Source organism: Posidoniimonas corsicana (assembly GCF_007859765.1).
In the GTDB taxonomy this organism is placed as follows: domain Bacteria; phylum Planctomycetota; class Planctomycetia; order Pirellulales; family Lacipirellulaceae; genus Posidoniimonas; species Posidoniimonas corsicana.
Window position 1 is genome coordinate 325054 of record NZ_SIHJ01000003.1, and the last position, 18223, is coordinate 343276.

17 protein-coding genes are annotated in these 18223 nt (G+C 67.5%); 8 read left to right on the forward strand and 9 right to left on the reverse strand.

What is annotated here, in order from left to right:
• Positions 1–2: 2 nt before the first annotated feature.
• The 3 genes from KOR34_RS20690 to KOR34_RS20700 all read right to left on the reverse strand — a co-directional run bounded on the left by KOR34_RS20690 (position 3) and on the right by KOR34_RS20700 (position 4220).
• Entirely contained in the window at positions 3–1940 is a 1938-nt protein-coding gene (locus tag KOR34_RS20690; RefSeq protein WP_146567798.1) for a SulP family inorganic anion transporter, read from the reverse strand.
• A gap of 102 nt (positions 1941–2042) precedes the next feature.
• Positions 2043–2381 (reverse strand): hypothetical protein, encoded by a 339-nt coding sequence (locus KOR34_RS20695; protein ID WP_146567800.1) that lies wholly within the window; start codon positions 2379–2381, stop codon positions 2043–2045.
• A gap of 159 nt (positions 2382–2540) precedes the next feature.
• Entirely contained in the window at positions 2541–4220 is a 1680-nt protein-coding gene (locus KOR34_RS20700) for an alpha-keto acid decarboxylase family protein (RefSeq protein WP_146567802.1), read from the reverse strand.
• A 198-nt stretch (positions 4221–4418) separates the two neighbouring features.
• On the opposite strand from KOR34_RS20700, the gene KOR34_RS20705 reads away from it, so the two are divergent.
• A complete protein-coding gene (locus KOR34_RS20705; RefSeq protein ID WP_146567803.1) occupies positions 4419–5111 on the forward strand; it encodes a phosphatase PAP2 family protein in 693 nt (230 codons plus the stop codon).
• A 115-nt stretch (positions 5112–5226) separates the two neighbouring features.
• Positions 5227–6228 (forward strand): DUF1559 domain-containing protein, encoded by a 1002-nt coding sequence (locus KOR34_RS20710; protein WP_146567805.1) that lies wholly within the window; start codon positions 5227–5229, stop codon positions 6226–6228.
• On the opposite strand, the gene KOR34_RS20715 is transcribed toward KOR34_RS20710, so the two are convergent.
• Positions 6225–7034 carry a hypothetical protein gene (locus KOR34_RS20715; RefSeq protein ID WP_146567807.1) on the reverse strand — a complete coding sequence of 270 codons (810 nt, stop codon included), beginning with the start codon at positions 7032–7034 and terminating at the stop codon, positions 6225–6227. The genes KOR34_RS20710 and KOR34_RS20715 overlap by 4 nt on opposite strands.
• A gap of 405 nt (positions 7035–7439) precedes the next feature.
• On the opposite strand from KOR34_RS20715, the gene KOR34_RS20720 reads away from it, so the two are divergent.
• Both KOR34_RS20720 and KOR34_RS20725 read left to right on the forward strand, forming a co-directional pair.
• Positions 7440–8351: an SDR family NAD(P)-dependent oxidoreductase gene (locus KOR34_RS20720; protein ID WP_146567809.1), complete on the forward strand. Its 912-nt coding sequence runs from the start codon at positions 7440–7442 to the stop codon at positions 8349–8351.
• Positions 8352–8383: 32 nt separating this feature from the next.
• Entirely contained in the window at positions 8384–9028 is a 645-nt protein-coding gene (locus KOR34_RS20725) for a GNAT family N-acetyltransferase (RefSeq protein WP_197531631.1), read from the forward strand.
• 69 nt (positions 9029–9097) lie between these two features.
• Here KOR34_RS20725 and KOR34_RS20730 read toward each other — a convergent pair whose 3' ends face one another.
• Positions 9098–9787: a PEP-CTERM sorting domain-containing protein gene (locus tag KOR34_RS20730; RefSeq protein ID WP_197531632.1), complete on the reverse strand. Its 690-nt coding sequence runs from the start codon at positions 9785–9787 to the stop codon at positions 9098–9100.
• Positions 9788–9976: 189 nt separating this feature from the next.
• Positions 9977–10927 carry a DUF1559 family PulG-like putative transporter gene (locus KOR34_RS20735; RefSeq protein ID WP_146567815.1) on the reverse strand — a complete coding sequence of 317 codons (951 nt, stop codon included), beginning with the start codon at positions 10925–10927 and terminating at the stop codon, positions 9977–9979.
• Between the two features lie 237 nt (positions 10928–11164).
• Between KOR34_RS20735 and KOR34_RS20740 the strand changes: the two genes are divergently transcribed.
• The 4 genes from KOR34_RS20740 (at position 11165) to KOR34_RS20755 (ending at position 13666) form a co-directional block, all read left to right on the forward strand.
• Complete coding sequence (locus tag KOR34_RS20740) at positions 11165–11377, forward strand: hypothetical protein (protein WP_197531633.1); 213 nt, start codon at positions 11165–11167, stop codon at positions 11375–11377.
• A 250-nt stretch (positions 11378–11627) separates the two neighbouring features.
• Positions 11628–12122 carry a DUF427 domain-containing protein gene (locus KOR34_RS20745; RefSeq protein ID WP_146567819.1) on the forward strand — a complete coding sequence of 165 codons (495 nt, stop codon included), beginning with the start codon at positions 11628–11630 and terminating at the stop codon, positions 12120–12122.
• 78 nt (positions 12123–12200) lie between these two features.
• On the forward strand, positions 12201–12419 hold the full coding sequence (locus KOR34_RS20750; RefSeq protein ID WP_146567821.1) for a hypervirulence associated TUDOR domain-containing protein: 219 nt from the start codon (positions 12201–12203) through the stop codon (positions 12417–12419).
• A 428-nt stretch (positions 12420–12847) separates the two neighbouring features.
• A complete protein-coding gene (locus KOR34_RS20755) occupies positions 12848–13666 on the forward strand; it encodes an alpha/beta fold hydrolase (protein WP_146567823.1) in 819 nt (272 codons plus the stop codon).
• Between the two features lie 183 nt (positions 13667–13849).
• On the opposite strand, the gene groL is transcribed toward KOR34_RS20755, so the two are convergent.
• From groL to KOR34_RS20770, 3 genes are all read right to left on the reverse strand, one after another.
• Complete coding sequence (gene groL, locus KOR34_RS20760; protein ID WP_146567825.1) at positions 13850–15469, reverse strand: chaperonin GroEL; 1620 nt, start codon at positions 15467–15469, stop codon at positions 13850–13852.
• A 170-nt stretch (positions 15470–15639) separates the two neighbouring features.
• Positions 15640–15957, reverse strand: a complete 318-nt coding sequence (locus tag KOR34_RS20765; RefSeq protein WP_146567827.1) for a co-chaperone GroES — start codon at positions 15955–15957, stop codon at positions 15640–15642.
• Positions 15958–16276: 319 nt separating this feature from the next.
• Positions 16277–18001, reverse strand: coding sequence for a hypothetical protein (locus KOR34_RS20770; protein WP_146567829.1), 1725 nt, complete (start codon positions 17999–18001; stop codon positions 16277–16279).
• Between the last annotated feature and the right edge of the window lie 222 nt (positions 18002–18223).

Consider the following 18223-nt stretch of genomic DNA (forward strand, 5'->3'; position numbering starts at 1 on the left):
GCCTATGACGCCTGACGCGCCGCGCCATTGGACTTGCCGCCGGCCTGGAAGCGGCCGTGCAGCGACTCCCAGTCGATCACCAGCTTGCCGCCGGCCTTCTCGTGCTGCTTCGCCCAGTTCATCATCAGCTCCAGGCACGCGTGGTCAATATACTGCAGCTCCTGGAAGTCGACGTGCAGCTCGCAGCCGTCGGGGACGCGTTCCAGCTCGGACGCCAGAATCGGCAGCCGGACAAAGGTCGCCGCTCCGTTGAGGTGCAGGCGGCACTTGCCGTCTACCTCGGTGTCGAGCCGCGTGTCCAGATGGCTGAACGTATACAAGAGCTTGGCGGCGGCCAGCGCGATTCCGACCAGCACGCCGGTCAGCAGGTCGGTTGCGACGATGGTCACCACGGTGGCAAAGTAGATAAACACCTCGCTCTTGCCGTACAACGCCAGCTTGCGGATGTCCTTGATGTTCACCAGCTTGAAGCCGGTGTAGACCAGGATGGCCGCCAGGCAGGCGGTGGGGATCTGCCGCAGCAGGAAGCCGAACACGGCCACAAACAGCAGCAGCCACAGCCCGTGCAGGATAGCCGAGGCGCGGGTCTGGCCGCCGGCGTGCACGTTGGCGGAGCTGCGGACAATGACGCCAGTCATCGGCAGCACGCCCAGCACGCCGCACACCGTGTTGCCCACGCCCTGGGCGAACAGCTCGCGGTCGTAGTTGGTGCGGCTGCCGGTGTGCAGCTGATCCACGGCGGTGGCGCACAGCAACGTCTCGGCGCTGGCCACCACGGCCACCAGGATTGCCGCCGGGATCAGGGCGCCCAGGCCCGACTCCTGGATCACCGCCAGCGACGGCAGGTGCACGCCCTCCCACAGGTTGTCTGGGATCTCCACGTACAGCACCGGCAGCGCGAACACGGTCGCCACGACGGTCGCCACGCAGACGGCAACCAGCGGGCCGGGGATAACCCTCAATGATTTTGGAACGAACTGCCACACAACGATCGTTAGGATTGAGAGCACGCCGACCTGCGCGGCGAAGTGATGGTTCTTCAACTGGTCCAACAGGCCCTGCACGGCCGCGACTGATTTGTCCTGCTCCGCGAGGATATCTGTCGGTTCGCCCGACTCGAACGCCGCCAGCGCGGTGCGGTTCTGCTCGAGGGCGGCCTGGGCGGCGGTCGCCGCGTCGACGGCCCGCTCCGGCGTAGCGAAGTGCTGATCCATCTCCTGCATCCTGGCCGCGGCGGCTTCGAGGTCTTGCTGGATCTCCTCTTGCTTCTCTACGAACGACTGCATGCTCTCTCGGGCCTGATCGCGGCGCTCCTCGGTGTACTCGATCTCGGGGTTGTGGATGTGCGGGTACACCTCCGCCACCAGCTCCTCCAGGTCCTGCTGGCGGCGGTGGATCTCGCCCACCTCCTGCAGCATGTCACGCCGGAATTCGCGTGACTCCTGCGACTGCACGCCGGGCAGCGTGAGCGACTTGAGCACGGCCTGCGGGATGGTGATCAGGTTCTCGATGCCGTTGCCCTTGGGCTTGTCATCCACCATGACGTGGAACTGGCTGCCGATGATCAACACGCCGATGCCGGCTAGCATGCCCCGCACCACCGCCGGCGATACCGCGCGGAACCACTGGCCCATCCGAAGCATCCCGGCCGCGGCCTGCATCAGCCCGCCCATCAGCACGACGATGCCCAGGGTCTCGAGCCCGAACTCGTTGACGAGGTCGAGGATAATCACCGTCAGGCCCGCCGCCGGGCCGCTGACCTGGAGCGGGCAGCCGGCAATCCACCCCACCACCAGCCCGCCAACGATGCCGGTGATCAGGCCGGCCGCCACCGGCACGCCGGAGGCAATCGCGATGCCCATGCAGAGCGGCAGCGCCACCAGGAAGACGACGATCGACGCCATCAGGTCTTTCTTGAAGGTCGCAGCATTCATGGGCATAGCATTTTCTTAAGGGGGGAGAAGCGACTCAAGAAGATCGGGCCGGAACGGCAGGCTTGGCCGTTGGCGTGCACAGCAGCACAGACAAGGCGCGCAGGCCGGCTAGCAGCGCAGCGGCGCGCCCAGTCCGTTGCGATGAAGGTGCTCACCCAGCGCAGGGCGGCCAAACGCGGCGTGGCGACACGCGAACCGCAGATCGGTGAGGCTGCCCACCCGCAGCGGATCGGCGGATGGCGTGCGGCGGCACGGCCGGCGGCGAGCGCCCTCGCAGACGGCCAGCTCGACCTCTAGGCACTCGACGTCCGTTGATGACTCAACCCGGTTCGCCCGCGCCGACGCGCCGCCCAGCAATCCGCTGGCCAGCAGCACCGCCAGCAGCAGCACCGCCTTGACGAGGTCCGCAGCCAGCCGAACAGAATGGGGCGAGAACGCCGGTGACATCGAGGCAGACTTGGGGGGGCGTGGGGAGCGGCTTACTAGCGTCCTGGTCGGAATGCAGGATAGCAGCCGCTGCGGGCCGCCTCAACCGTAGTCCCCGCGATCAAGCAGGTTCGCTCGAGGCGCTGGCCGCGCGGCCCTCCCCGACATGGGTCCCCGACGCTACTCCCCCACCACTGTCCGCTGCATCCGCGCCCCCAGCTTCCGCAACGCCTGGCTCGGCTCGCCGGTCAACCGGGCGTGGATCAGGCTGGGTCCGGAGTCGTCGGCCCATGCGGCGCGGAGCGCGGCGTCGAACTCGCCCTCGGTGCGGACCTCGTACCCCTTGCCGCCGCCCACCAACTCCGGGATCTGTGAGAACGCCCAAGGCTGGATGCTGTTGAAGCGGTAGTCGCCCGGGTGCAGCAGCCGCTCGGTGTGGTAGCCGCCGTTGTCCATCACAATGACCACCGCCTTGGCGCCCCGCCGGGCGAGGCTGCTGAACTCCATACCGGTCATCTGGAAGGCGCCGTCGCCCACCAGGGCCACCACCCGCGCTTCCGGCCGAGCGACGCACGCGCCCAGCGTGGCCGGCGTGGCGAACCCCATCGACGTGTAGTAGGCCGGGCTGATGAACTCGGTGCTGCCGTGGGTGGTGAGCTCGGTCGACGCGAACAGCGAGTCGCCGATGTCGGCGATCACGACCGTGTCGCCCGACAGCTGCTCGTCCAGGCGCTCGATCAGCCGCGTAACGGATAACGCCTCGTCCGGCTGCAGGGTGAACTCGCGCTGGGACGACTCGGTCGGCGCCGGCGGGGGCGACTGCGTGGGGCGGGGCGCCTTGTCGACCAGCCGCTTGAGGAAGTCCTCGAGGCGGACGCCGTGGTAGTGGTGGCGGCGCACACGCAGCTCTTCGCTGGTGGCGTAGATGCAGTCGCCCAGGCTGAGGTTGGCCGTGTAGATGCCCAGGTTGATGTCGGTCATGAAGGTGCCGAGCATCAGCACACAGTCGCTGCCCTCGACGTACTTGGTCACCTCCGCGCGGCCCAGCGCGCCCTCGTACAGGCCCATGTAGAGCGGGTGCGTCTCCGGGACGACGCCCTTGCCGAGCATGGTGGCGGCGATAGGGATGCCGGCCGACTCGGCGAGCCGGAGCGCCAGGTCTTGCAGGCCGAAGCGGTGAACCTCCACGCCCAACAGCAGCACCGGCTGCCTGGCGGCGCGGATGCGGGCGGCGGTCTCCTCGGCGGCCTCTTCGAGGGCCTCGGGGTCGCTCTGCACCTTGGGGAGCTCGAACCGCGGCCCCGCGTTCGGCACCACGTGCACCATGTCGCGCGGGATCTCGAGGTAGACCGGCCGGCTGAACCGCTTGCACGTGGCCAGCACGCGGTCGATCTCACGGAACGCGGTCAGCGGGTCGGACAGCTCGGCGCCCGCCACGCACAGCTTCTCGAACACGTCGTACTGCGTGCGCCAGTTGCGGACCATGTGGTGCAGCAGCGGGTTGTGGATCCGCTCGCGGAGGCCGGGCGAGCCGGTGATCATCACCACCGGCGACTTCTCGGCGTACGCGCCGGCCACCGAGTTGCACACGCTCAGCCCGCCCACACAGTAGGTGACGCACAACGCGCCCATGCCGTGCACCCGGGCGTACGCGTCGGCGGCGAAGCCGGCGCAGTCCTCGCGTGTGCAGCCGACCGCCTCGATCGGGCTCTCCTCCAGCATCGTGTAGAACGACAGCACGTAGTCGCCGGGGATGCCGAACACGTGCCCCACCCCGTGGTCCTGCAGGCGTTCCAGCAGGTAACCGCCGATGGACAAGCCGGCGCCGCTCAGGTCACGATACTCCGCGACATCCTTCATGACGTTCCTCCTGAGGGTCGATCCGCGATTGGTCCGCTGCTGTACAATACTACGCCGCCCGCCGCCGGTGGGATACGTCCCGGCCGGCGTAAGACTTGCGGTGGGCAGGCCACGCCGGCGGGCTGACCGCTGGCGCACCGCTCAAAGAACGTTTCCCAGGCAGATATTGTGAACCTGAAGCAGCTCCCCCAAACGTTGTTGAGTGAACCGTTCTTGATCGGCGCTTTGGTGCTCGCATCGGCCGGGGTGTGGGCGTTCTGCGAGATCGCCGACGAGGTAGTCGAGGGCGAATCCCACGAGATGGACAAGCGGCTCGTGCTCGCGCTCCGCAACGCCGATGACCTCTCCGACCCGGTGGGGCCCAAGTGGTTTGAAGAAATGGTCCGCGACATCACCGCCCTGGGCGGCGTGGCCGTGGTGACGCTCACGGCGGTGATCGCGGTGGTGTTCCTGTGGGTGCTCGACAAGCGTCAGCAGGCGGTGCTGCTGTTGGCGGCGTTGGTCGGGGGCTTCCTGCTTAGTTACGGCATGAAGGCCTTGTTTGATCGCCCCCGCCCCAACCTCACCCCCCACGGCTCGTACGTCTACACCCGCAGCTTCCCCAGCGGGCACGCGATGGTCGCGGCCTGCGCCTACCTGAGCCTGGGCGCGGTGCTCGCTGAGCTGGTCCGCCCTCGGGCGCTCAAGTTCTTCTTGCTGGCCGTGGCGATTGGCCTGACGATCGCCATCGGCGCCAGCCGCGTCTACTTGGGCGTGCACTGGCCGACCGACGTGCTGGCCGGCTGGGCCGCCGGCGGCGCCTGGGCGCTGGGCTGCTGGGCGGTGGCCCGGCTGGTGCACCTGGGGAAGATCCAGATCCCGGTCGAGGACCCGCCGGCAGCGGCCGATTGACCTTGGGCAGGTGCGGTTGCGCTGAATATGCGGAGCGGCAGTCTGGTGCTGCCGGCCGCAACCTATACTGGAGGCAGCCGGGAGTCCCGGTTATCGCACCCAGGAGATCCGCACTGTGTCTGCTGCTCCGCCGCCCCAGGTCCGACGGGCGTTTACGATCGTCGAGTTGCTGGTGGTGATCGCCGTGATCGGCGTGCTGATCGCGGTGTTGCTGCCGGCGGTTCAGTCGGCGCGGGGCGCGGCGCGGCGGACCCACTGCGCGAACAACCTCAAGCAACTCGGCCTGGCGCTGCACGGCCACCACGCCGACCACCTCCGCCTGCCACCCGCGGGCGAGGATTACGGCTGGTGCCGGTTCCCAGAACAGCGGCGGGTAACGCACGTCCGGAACTACAACGGTCTGGTGCACCTGCTGCCGTACCTAGAAGAGGCCGCGCTCTACGACCGGTTCGACTTCGCCGCGGCCGCAGCACAGATAGTGCAAGGGAACAACGGCTGCTGCTCGCCCACAACCGCGTTGGCGCCGCTGCTCGGGAACGCTGTTGTGAGCGGCAATGCCGCGGTGGCGGCGCAGGCGATCGGCCTGCTGCGGTGCCCGGACGACAGCGGCGATCCCCTGCTGCCGTCCGGAGGCTTGTACGGAGCGGGGGACAGCCGCTACCGGAGCGTGAAGACCAACTACGACTTTGTCGTCGCGAGCGACCCAATCTGCGACCACTGGCGCCTGTCTCCGGTGTCGGAGCGGCGGATGTTCGGCGAGAACAGCGACACCTCCTACCGGCGTGTTCGGGATGGGCTGTCGCACACCGCCGCCATGGCCGAGACGCTGTTCGACGTGTTCAACGGCTCGGCGCCTGCATGGGCGTACCGCGGGTGGGTGATGCAGGGCGTCGCGCTTGACGCCCACGGCGTAAACAGCTGGGACTGGCCCGCGGTCGGCGACCAGCGGCGCGTCGGTCAGCTCGGCACACACTCCTCCGCGGGCAGCCTGCACGGCGACTTCTGCCACGTGCTAATGGGTGACGCCGCGGTGCAGGTGGTGCGCGAGCAGGCCGACGCCCACGTGCTCCGAGCGATGTCGACCATGGCGGGCGAGGAGACTGAAGCCGCCTTCTAGGCGGCGCGGCGGCGGCGTGCCGACAATCCAACGGCCAGCAGCGCGCCCGCCACCAGGCCGCTCGGCTCGGGAACCTCGCCGGTGGTGAACGCGATCTCCGTGATATTCTTCACGACCGACTTGCCTTCGCCGGAGGAGAATGCGTCGGGTTGGTCGGCCTGCTCAGACGAGAATTCGATCGAGAGCGAATAGACCGTGTTCGGCGCCAGCGTCCCTGCCGGCAGCGGCAGGCTGGTCTGGCCGGTAGCGTCGACGGCGATCGGCGCCTGCCCGCCCGACAGGCTGGCGATATGCACGGTAACGCGGTCGACCTCCGCGCCGGGCGCATTCCATTCCAGCGTCACGGGCCGCGACGGGTTGAGGCCGCTGAGGACTTCGTACACCGAGCCGGTGAAGTAGGGGACCGAGTCAACATCGTGCGAGCGCAGGGCAACGGACTCCCGGATCGTGCTCGAACCGGAATTCGCCGCGAGGGTGTAGTCGCCCGCGGGCCACGCGGTTTCTAGCTGAGAGGTAGAGAAGTACCCGCTGCTGATGTCCCATCGCGTGCCGCCCGGCATCGCGTCGAGCGGGGCATCGGGGCCCGTGGGGTGCTCGAGCACCACCCCGCTGAACTCGAACGGGTCGTCCGAAGCGAACTGGGCAAAGACCTCGTGGAATGACGGCGCCGCCGGCGCCAGGTTGCTGCCGTCTTGCAGATACGCGGACAAGCGGCCAAGCGTCCACTCGATCACCACCGCACGGGCGGAGTCGGCGGAGAGCACAAACAGCATCAAGACGGCAAACAGCGCGCAGCGGGGTCTCATAAACGTCCTTGCGGTAGGGAGCAGGCCTCAGGGATGCCGCGCCAGAGAATCAGGCGGCGGGCGAGAATGTCACGCAGGGGGTCGCGGCGTGAGCGGGTCCTGGGCAAAGAAAAAGCGGGTCAGTCCGACTGGAAAGCCATTGTCGGAATGGGGCCCGCGGCGTCAAGGGCGACCAGCAACCGTCTCGTGCGCGTAGCTGCAAACCGGCGAAAAGTCGGCGGACTTGGCCGCAGGCTTTGGCGCAGAGCTCTTTGACGATAGCATAGGACCCCGGTTGGCTTGCGGGTGGTTGCTCAGTGCCCACCGCAAGGCGAGAGGCGTCGGTTCCTAACCAGCAGGCGAGTCCCCCTGTGTCGACGCCGGCGTCCCACGCCGGGCGAACGACGCAGACGCGAGGATCTCGCGATGATTGCGCCCCGCAAGCCGCGTCAGCCGGAGGAGCAGGTCGTGCTTGTCACCGGCGCGTCGGTCGGCCTGGGCCTTGCTATCGCCCGCCGCCTGCTGAGCGAACGCCACGAGCGGGGCTACAGGCTCGTGCTCACCGCGCGCGAGTCGTCGCTGCCGCGGTTCGCGGAGAACGGGGTATCGGAAGAGGAGGGCGTTTGGATCCGCGCGCTCGACGTTACCGACGCGGACCAGCGGCTGGCGGTTGTCGACGAGATCAACCGGCGCCTGGGCGGCGTCGACGTGCTGATCAACAACGCGGGCGTCGCGTACCGTTCGTGCGTCGAGCACGTGACCGAGCCGGAACGGCTGCACCAGATGAACATCAACTTCCGCTCTCCCATCGAGCTGGCCAGGGCGGTCCTGCCGGGGATGCGGGCGAAACGTCGCGGCAAGATCGTCAATATCTCATCGGTGGGCGGCATGATGGCCATGCCGACGATGTCCGTCTACTCGGCATCGAAGTTCGCTCTGGAGGGCGCCAGCGAGGCGCTCTACTACGAACTTAAGCCGTGGAATGTATCGGTCACGCTGATCCAGCCCGGGTTCATGCGTTCCGACGCGTTCGAGAAGGTGCCGTACACAATTATGAGCGCCCGCGCGTCCGGCGACTGCGCGGACCCCTACCATGAGCACTACTTCCACATGGAGGCGTTCATCGGCAAGGCCATGAATCGCGCGCTCGCCACGCCCGATTCGGTCGCGCGCAAGGTGGCCGCCGTGCTCCGCTCGCGCTCCCCGCCACTGCGTGTGTACGGCAGCGCCGACGCGGTCGCATTCGCCTGGCTCCGCGGGCTGCTGCCCAGGCGTGTCTACACGTGGATCCTGTACCGCAACCTGCCGCGTGTGCGAGAATGGGCCAAGCGGGCCTAGATGGGGGCGACGCAGGTAAACGGGGCCGGGCAGTGGGCACAAGCAGCATCGATATCCGAACCCTCTTTGACGGTGAGGTGGCCGCGGCGCAGGAACTCTCTAACCGCATCCCGGATGTGTTCACCGCTTACCTGCAGGAGCGGCTCCCCAACTTCTTCGAGATCTCCGAAGTCGTCGATCCCCCGCGCGAACCGCGGCTAGCGGTGGGCGCCTACGACGAGGGGCGACTCGTCGGTGCGGCTTCGGTCTCGGTCGCCCTGGGCCCCGATGCGTGGCAGGAGGTCCGGCATGATTGGGACGCCATCGAAGAACGGTTTACCAATCACGAGCTCGGCGTCTACTTTACGCTGCTCGGCGACTGGAACCGGGCGTTGATCGGCGCGCCGGAAGGAGCGCTCTTCATCCACTCGCTCTGCGTCGAGCCCAGCCACCGCGGCCGGGGCGTCGGGCGGCGTCTCGTGGCTGGCGCTATCGAACGACTGGAAACCGCTGAGCGTGGGACGCTCTTCATGGAGGTGGCGCGGCGGCGAGGGTGGCGGCGGTTCTGTGAGCCGCTCGGCTTCCGCACGGTGCGTCGGACACTTTCCCTGTCCGACCGGCTCCAGTTCGGCTGCTGGGGCGTGGTGCTGCTGAAGTACGAGAGTGGCGACGCGGCGCGGGTCTTCCGCGCCGAGTAGCGCGCATGAAAGAGCCCGGGCCGGCGGGAGGAGCCAGCCCGGGCGGAACGCGCCCAAGCTCGCGCGTGTCTAGCGTTGACGCCGACGCGCCAGTGCGGCCGCGGCCGCCAGCGAGGTCAGCAGGACCGCGGCGGGTTCGGGGACCGGCTCGAACATCACGGCCGCCGACCGCATCGAGACGAAGCTGTTAACCTCCGCCTCTTGGGTCAGGATGATCCCGCTGGAGCCGTCGTAGTCGATGTCACCGAGGTAGACCCAGCCGCCCTGAATCGCGGGGTCGTTCTGATCGACCAGCACCGAGAAGCTGTTCGCCCCAGAAACCGCGGTGTAGGTGACGCCCGCAGCATTGACGTTGGTGGTGAATGGCCACGCGGCGTAGACGCGGTAGGGGCCGGCCGCGCCGCCGACATTCCCCGACCCGGCCACGGGCGTGCCGTCCAGCCTGACGCCGAGCGCCTGGCCGGCCGTGTTAAGGTTGTCGGCGTCCGTCGTCGGGTCGTAGCGGTAGACGTAGGTGTCGGGGTCGTTGACGCCGTCGCCGCCGAAGATGCTGTCGCCGCCGGTCAGCCCGAAAGCCGAACTCGCCGAGGACTGCGATGCGGTCATGGTGTCGCCCCCGAAGGTGAAGTGTGAGTTGTACGTCAGCACGCCGTCGTCGGCGCCGTCGGTATCGATCTCGATTAGGAAGGCCGCCTGGGCAGAGGTGGCGGCGAGAGCCGCGCAGCCAACTGCGAGGCACAACAGCGATGTCGATCTCATGAGACGCTCCATCAAAAAACAGTGGTGAACACCTGTGGCGTAGTCGTCAGCCCGCCTAAGAAGAGGAGACGCTGCAGCGCCACATCGGGGCTCCGCAGCAGTATTCAAGTTAATCGTCCCTTCGGAGATGTTCCACGCGAAGTCGCGCATCTGGTTCTTCGATACGCGCAGCGGGCGTCCGCGCCTGGGCTACCAGGGGTACTCGGCCGTCGAGACCTGCCCGCCGTCGCCGATGACCGACCCCTCCTGCAGCACGGCTAGGTCGACGTCGCTGGGCACGGCTACGGTGTGGCAGTCGAGGAACACAAAGAAGGTGACCCCGGCGTGGGCGCTGCCGAACTTGAACACGTTGGCGTCCCGGGGTCCCGTTGCTAGGCCCCAGCGGGACCCGCCAAGAATGGCGGCCGCCGTGTCCGCGGCGAAGTAGGCGGTGTCGCCGAGCCGCAGGTCACGGACCTCGGGCTCGCCGGCGGCCACGTCCTCCATCGGGGTGTGCCGCTCACCCACGGCGAACGTCTTAGAGAGCCCGTCGGTGACGTGGCGGTCCGTGACGCGCGACTTGGTGTAGATCGGGCCGGCGGTGATCGACATCGCCAGCGGGTGGTCGGGGCCTCCCAGCTCGGGCGGCGTCTTGTAGTTGTGGTGCAGGCCCGCGTTAGCGGCGTAGTCACCGCCCGCCGCGACGCCGCGCACCCGCGGGGGCGAGCCGCCGTTGTCGAAGTCGCGGTCGGCAGCCGGTGGCCGCCGCGTTGGGCAGAAGTACAGGGCGACCGGTGTCCGCATCGCCGCGGCGTTGCGGTCGTCGTCCACGCGCACGGTGGGCAGGAAGCTGTCGTGCTGCGCCTGCTGCTCCAAGTAGGGCAGCAGCTCAAACGCCCACGACGCGCCGTACACGCCGGTCTGATCGCGGGCCGAAGGGTAGTGGCCGTGGTGGTCGTTGTAGACCTGGATGGCGAGGCCGATCTGCCGCAGGTTGTTCTGGCACTGCCCGCGGCGTGACGCTTCGCGGCTGGCCTGGATCGCCGGCAGCAGCAACGCAGCCAGCATCCCGATTATGGCGACAACCACCAGCATCTCGACCAGCGACACCCCACGCCGCCTGCTCCGAGCGTGGCGGAAATTGACAGCAACATCGGACATCGATCGCGATCTGCCCGCGGGGTATGAGACTAGTGATGAGCGTCGCCGCTGCGGGAATCCTACGCGGTCTGGACGGGTTGCGGAACACACGCTTCTTGCAAAGCAACGTGTGCCGAGGCCGCTTTCGCGCTGGCGTCCTGGAATATGGCGTCGCCGCAGTTGGCGGAGCGGGAGTCGCGTCTAGAGTTCCGTAGCTTCAGAGTTCACACATCCTGTTCTTCCATGAAAGGCGTCCCCATGAGCGACTCCCAGCACACCACCAACTGGCCGGATCTTGCGGTCGGGCTGTTCGATCGTCTCACCGGCCGGCAGGCCGAGATCAACTATCAGTTCGCGGACATGCACCTCAGTGTTCCGTCGGGCGTGGGGCCCGAAGCGAAGCACGCCGAGTGGGTGCTCAACGGCAGCATCAGCGTGTCCACGAGCGACGGGTCGGCAGCCCCAAACTGACCGCGGCCGGCGAACTGTCGGCCACCGTCGACGGGCAACCGGTCATGATCGTAGTAGACGGCGCGAGGCTGACGCTTAGGTCGCGTCGTTTGCCTCCGCCGCGGCTGCTGTTGTCGCTTCTTCGCAGCCGCGCATTGCTGCGGGTGCTCCCGCCCGGTGCGTCTGTGGGCGTGGAGTTCGGCGGGGTGCGAATCCCTGTACGGTCTTTCTAGTGCCTGATGCACTTTAGAAACTCACCAGGAGTAGCAGAGTGCGCCCTCGTCCTGATAAACCGGGGCCCGGCCAGGAGTCGGTGTGGGACTACCCGCGTCCGCCGGCGATCGAGCGGTGCGGACGCCGCATCCGGATAGTCTTCTCAGGCGTGACGATTGTCGACACGTGTGAGTCGCACCGCGTGCTCGAGACCAGTCACCCGCCGGTCTTCTATGTCCCGCTGTCGCCGCAACTCGCCGAGCACCTTACGCCGGCGGGCGGCGGCTCGTTCTGCGAGTGGAAGGGCGGTGCGAAGTACTTCGACCTTCGGGTCGGCCAGCAGGTGGCCGAACGGGCGGCCTGGGGCTATCCACGCCCGTCACAGCGATTTGCTGCGATTGCAGGCTGCGTCGCGTTCTACCCAGGCCGGGTGGACGCCTGCTATGTCGACGACCAGCTCGTCACCCCGCAGCCGGGCGGTTTTTATGGCGGGTGGATCACAGATGATGTCGTTGGACCGTTCAAGGGCGTCCCGGGGTCGATGGGCTGGTGAGCTCCTGAACTCCGCCCGTGCGTCCGCCGCTCAACAGCGCTCCGTCAATACAAGTCGGTCGAACCAGCGAGAGCAGGTATGAGCAATTCCTACAGCGAAGGTGATCCCGTGAAGTGGAAGTGGGGGAACGGCTACGGGCACGGGAAGGTACAGAGCCGGTTCGAGAAGCGGGTCACCCGCAAGATCGATGGCCAGGAGGTCACCCGCGACGGCTCACAGGAGAACCCGGCCTACTACGTGCACGTCGAAGACGGCAATAACGTGCTCAAGCTGGGGAGCGAACTGGAGAAGGCATGACGACGGGCGGCCTTCGGTGGGAAGCACCCTTAGGCTTCACGCTCATGAAGCCAGTGCTCTCAGTGCCGCAGAGAACTCGTAGTCGCGGTTTGTATTGACACTTATGTCGCCGGCCATCAGCTCACGCGCTTCGAGAGACTCCATCCGGAAGCCGCCAGGCTTCCGGATTCCAAAGCTTCTTGAACATCTTTGTGGCCCTTTAAGAAAGAGCACGGGCCGCGACGACGCCCCGCATTCGTCGGCCCCGCCGGGCCAGATGATCCTTCAACGCGGTGTCGGAGATAGTGTTAGAAGCGCCGCTGAGTTTTCTGTCAGCAGGCGGCGCCAGCAGACCACGGTGGGAATCTTCGGCAGCAGCGTCGGCGCCGGCATAGGGTTTGCAAACGCAAACATAAGAGCCGCATTGCCAACCACCGACGGAGGTCCCCGTGCTGATTCCCACACGCGACAACACCAAGCTGTACGCCAAGGTTTGGGGCGACGGCCGGCCCGTAGTGCTGATCCACGGCTGGCCACTCAGCGCCGACACCTGGGACCCTCACGCGCTCGACCTGGCCGACGCCGGCTACCGCGTGATCGCTTACGACCGGCGTGGCTTTGGCCGCTCGGAACAGCCGTGGTCGGGCTACGAGTACGACACCCTGTCCGACGACCTGGCGGACGTTCTCAAAGCGACCGGCGCCGAGGACGCCACGCTGGTGGGGTTCTCGATGGGGGGCGGCGAGGTCGCGCGGTACATGAGCCGCCACGGCGGCACCGGCGTTAAGCAAGCCGTTCTGGTATCGTCGATCGTGCCCTACATGCTCAAGACCGGCGACAACCCCAGCGGCGTGCCCCAGTCGGTGTTTGAAGAGATCGCCTCGGGGCTCAAGGAGGACCGCCCCGGTTTCTACGGCGGTTTCTTTAAGGACTTCTACGGCGTGGGCATGCTCAACCGCGCGGTGAGCGACGAGTGCCTGGAATGGACCCGGTCGATGGCGATGCAGGGCGGCCTGAAGGCGACCATTGATTGCGTGGTCGCGTTCAGCAGCACCGACTTCCGGAGCGAGCTGACGAGCTTCAGCACGCCGACGCTTGTCGTGCATGGGACCGAGGACCAGACCGTGCCGATCGACTGCAGCGGCCGCCCCGCGGCGGCGGGGATCCCCCACGCCACGCTCAAGGAGTACGAGGGCGCACCGCACGGCCTGCTGGTCACCCACCAGCGTCAGCTCAGGGACGATTTGCTCGAGTTCCTGGCCGGCTAACGTCCACCGCGGCTCTAGATGCGGCGGGCGGTACGCGCAATGAAAAACCCCGGCCAGCCTTTCGACTGACCGGGGCTCTATCGAATCCGCCGCGGCAAGTGGGAACCGCGGGGCGGGTTGCGGTTGGCGGGGAGCGTTGCTCAGGGATTTATGATCCCCGAACGCTGGCTCCTCACCCCGTTATCAATACATGTCGTCCATGCCGGGGGCGCCGGCGCCGCCCTTGCCCTTCTTCGGGGCGTCGGCGATCAGCGCGTCGGACGTCAGCAGCAGGGTGGCGACGCTGGCCGCGTTCTGCAGCGCGGTGCGGGTCACCTTCACCGGGTCGATGACGCCGGCCTTGACCATGTCGACGTACTCGTCGGTCGCGGCGTTGTAGCCGTCGTTGCCCTTGCTCTGCGAAACCTTCTCGCACACGATGCCGCCGTCCTGGCCGGCGTTGTTGGCGATGGCGGTCAGCGGGGCCCGCGAGGCGCGGACCACGATGTTGTAGCCGACCTCCTGGTCGTGGCTCAGGCCCGACGGCTTCACCTTGGCCGACGTGCGGACCAGGGCGACGCCGCCGCCCGGCAAGATGCCTTCTTCCACCGCGGCGCGGGTGGCGTGCAGGGCGTCCTCGACGCGGGCCTTCTTCTCCTTCATCTCGCTCTCGGTCGCGGCGCCAACGTTCACCTTAGCGACGCCGCCCGACAGCTTGGCCAGACGCTCCTCGAGCTTCTCACGGTCGTAGTCGCTCGAGGTGTTGTCGATCTCGCGGCGGATCTGGTCGATGCGGCTCTTGATGTCGCCGCTCTTGCCGGCGCCCTCGATGATCGTGGTGTTGTCCTTGTCGATGATCACCTTCTTGGCGCGGCCGAGCTCGGCCAGGCCGACGCTCTCGAGCTTAATGCCGAGGTCCTCGAAGATCGCCTGGCCGCCGGTCAGGACCGCGATGTCCTCCAACATGGCCTTGCGGCGGTCGCCGAAGCCGGGCGCCTTCACCGCGGCCACGTTGAACGTGCCCCGCAGCTTGTTGATGACCAGCGTGGCCAGGGCCTCGCCGTCGACGTCCTCGGCAATGATCAGCAGCGGCTTGCCGCTGTTGACCACGGCCTCCAGGCAGGGGACCAGGTCCTTGATGCTGGAGATCTTCTTCTCGAACACCAGGATGTAGCAGTCCTCCAGCACGCACTCCATGAGCGTCTGGTCGGTCACGAAGTACGGCGAAAGGTAGCCGCGGTCGAACTGCATGCCCTCGACCCACTCGACCTCGGTCGCCAGGCTCTTGCCCTCGTCGACGGTGATCACGCCGTCCTTGCCGACCTTCTCCATCGCCTGGGCCAGCATCTGGCCAATCTCGGTGTCGCCGTTCGACGCGACCGTGCCGACCTGGGCCATCTCCTCGGAGCTCTTCACCTTGATGCTCATCTTCTTGAGCTCGGCGGTGATCTCCTCGACGGCCTTCTCGATGCCCTGCTTCATCTGCACGGGGTTCACGCCGGCCACGACGGCCTTCAGGCCCTCGTTGAAGATCGCCTCGGCCAGCACGGTGGCCGTGGTGGTGCCGTCGCCCGCGATGTCCGAGGTCTTGCTGGCGACCTCCTTCACCATCTGGGCGCCCATGTTCTCGTAGGTGTCTTCAAGCTCGATCTCCTTCGCCACGGAGACGCCGTCCTTCGTGACGGTGGGCGAGCCGAAGGACTTCTGCAGGATCACGTTGCGGCCCTTGGGACCGAGCGTGACCTTAACGGCCTTGGCCAGCTTCTGAACGCCACGACGCATCGCGTCGCGTGCTTCCTGATCGAAAGCAATCATCTTTGCCATGGGGGCTCCCTTGATACTGGGGTTGAGTTTGTTCGCCGCGGTGCGCGGCTTGGTGTGTTGGACTTAGGCGACCGGGCGCCGCCGGTTGGAGATTGGCGGGCGCTGCGCGCTAGTTCTTGAATGGAAGGTCAAACCCTGGGAATCAGCGCCCAGCGCCTTCCAACCAGCGCCTACTCGATCACTGCGAGGATGTCGCTCTCGCTCATCAGCAGATACTCATCGTCGCCCAGCTCGATGGTCTCGGGCGCGTAGCTGGTGAACAGCACGCGATCGCCGACCTTGACCTGCAGCTCGCCACGCGAGCCGTCGTCCAGCACCTTGCCGGGGCCCACGGCCACAATCGTGCCGCGGTTGGCCTTGTCCTTGGCAGAATCCGGCAGCACGATGCCGCCGGCGGTGACGTCTTCCGACTCGTCACGCTCGACAACCACCCGGTCGTTCATCGGTTCCAGCTTGACCTTGGACTTCTTCTTGGTAGCGGTCGCCATTGCGAGGGTTCCTCCTGTGGACTTGGCTGTAATGTAGGCCTGTAGTGTGGGATCGAAGGCGATCTTGGAAACAGCGTCCGCCGCTGGATCGCGGCGGCGGGGTTTGTATTGGCAGCCGGTCTGCCCATGCGCAGCCTGGCCGGCAGCAGTGAACGCAAGTCGTGCGCCAGTCGGAGAGAAAGGTGTAAGTTGCTATCAGAAAGCAACTTAGGTTCAACGCCTGTGGCCGGGCCGGCTGCCAATCTGGCGGCGGGGGAAGAATCACCCAGGGCGCCCTCGCTATCGCTGCCAATTTGGCAGCGGGCGCCGGGGGTGGCGGCTACTCGTCGTCGCCGCCCAGGCCCAGCTTACGCAGCCAGTTGCTTTGTCGGCGGCCGTCGTCGCGGGCGCCCGGCTGGGCAGGTGGGGCGGCCGGTCGGGCCGCCTCGAGGTCGATGAGCTTCTGCTCCATCTCGGCCTTCTGGCGGGCCAGCGTCGCGCGGCCCACCGAGAGCTCGAGCTCGGCTTGGCGGAGCTGCTCGTTGAGCTTGTCTTCCAGTCCCCGCAGGCGGGCCCGCTCGGCCTCCAGCCGTTCGTCGTCGGCGAACTCTTCGCTGAGCTCCTGGTTGGTGCACTCCTGGACTTCGGCCAGCCGCCGCTTCAGGTCGGCGATCACCTCGTCCTTGCCGCAGATGACCTCGTCGGTGATCTGGATCGTGCCCTCGATGGTGGCCCGCTCCTCGGCCCGCTCGGGCGTGATCTCGGCTTCGTCGGAAGCCTCGCCCTCGAGGCTCGCCAGCAGCCGACGCTTCTGCGCTTCCCAGTCGTTCTCGTCGGCGACGCCGGCGGACCCGACGCCAGAGGCCAGTTTTTCCTGCAGCTCCTGGTTTTCACGCTTGAGCTCGCGGACGTCCTCCACGGCCATCTCGAACCGCTGCTGCAGTTCCTGGACGTCGGCGTCTGAGTCGCCCGACAGGGCGGGCCGGTTCTCCAGGTCCGTGATCTGGTCCCGCAGCCGGTCGCACTCCTCGCGCAGATGCACCACCTCGGCGCTGTCGCCCTGGTCGGCGGCGGGCCGTTCGGCCAGCTCCTGCTCGAGCTCCTCGATCCGCAGCCGGTACTGCTGCGCGTCGGCGACCGCCAACTCGAACCGCCGCTGCAGCTCGGCAACCTCTTCTGACGGATCCTGCTGGGGCGCCTGCTCCAGCGCCGCCTGCGCGGCGGCCAGCTCCTGAGCAAGCTGCTCGGAGTGGTCGCGGCGCTGCTTCAGCTCGGCGACCGCCTGGTCGAACTGCTGCTGCAGCTCCGCGAGTTCATGAGAGTGGTCTTCCTGGGGGGGCGCCTGGTCGAGCGCCGCCTGGGCCGCGGCGAGCTGCTGCTGCGTCTCGGCGAGCTGCTGGCGGGTCTGCTCGTGCTGCTCGGCCTCGTCGCTGGCGGAGGCCAGACTGGCCTGCAGCGACTCGACCTGATGCCGCGCGGACTTGAGCTCGCTACGCAGCTCGTCCGCCTCGGCGGTGTGGTTTTCGGTCAGGCGGGAGAGCTCCGCCTGGTGGTTCTCGGCGAGCTGCCGCTGGGCGTCGTCGGCGCCGTTCTCGACGCTGGCGCGGAGCGACTCGATCTCCGCCCGGGTCTTCTCCAGGTCGGACTGCTGTTCCGCCAGGTCGTGCTGACGCTGGGCGACCTCCGCCTCGCGTTCGGCGAGCGCCTCGGAGGCCCGCTCCGCTTCCTCTTCACCCTGCGTTAAGTCGGCCTGTGCGGCCTCGCGCTCGGCTTGCCAGGCGGCGCGCTCCTCCTCGAACCGGGCCCGTTCCGCGGCAAGCTCTTCACGCTCCTGGTTGCACTGCTGCTCGAGCTCGGCGGCGGATTCCTGGGACAGCTTCTCGGTGAGCTCGGCCAGGCTGGCCTCGAGCCGCTGCTCCAGCTCGCTGTTCAGGTCCCGTTGGCCCTGCAGCGCGGCTTCGGCCTTCGCACGGATGGCGCGCAGCGCCTCGGGCGACGGCGCGTCGAGCGTGGGGGCGTCGTTCTCAGACGCCGCAGGCGGGTCGGTTGGGCGGACAGGGTCCATGTCCGGGAGGATTCCAATAGGAGTGCAGCAGCGGGACAGAGGGCGCACCCGGCCGGCGGCGGGATGACTGCCCACTCGTATATAGGTCGCGATGGACCCCCGGTCAAAACCTTCCGAGTGGCGTCGTGCGGACTGGCGCGGCGGCACCGCTCGGGCCGGTTGTGGCGGCCCCCGGCGCGGCCACGGGCGATTGCCACGCCGCCCGCCGCGGGCGATCATGCG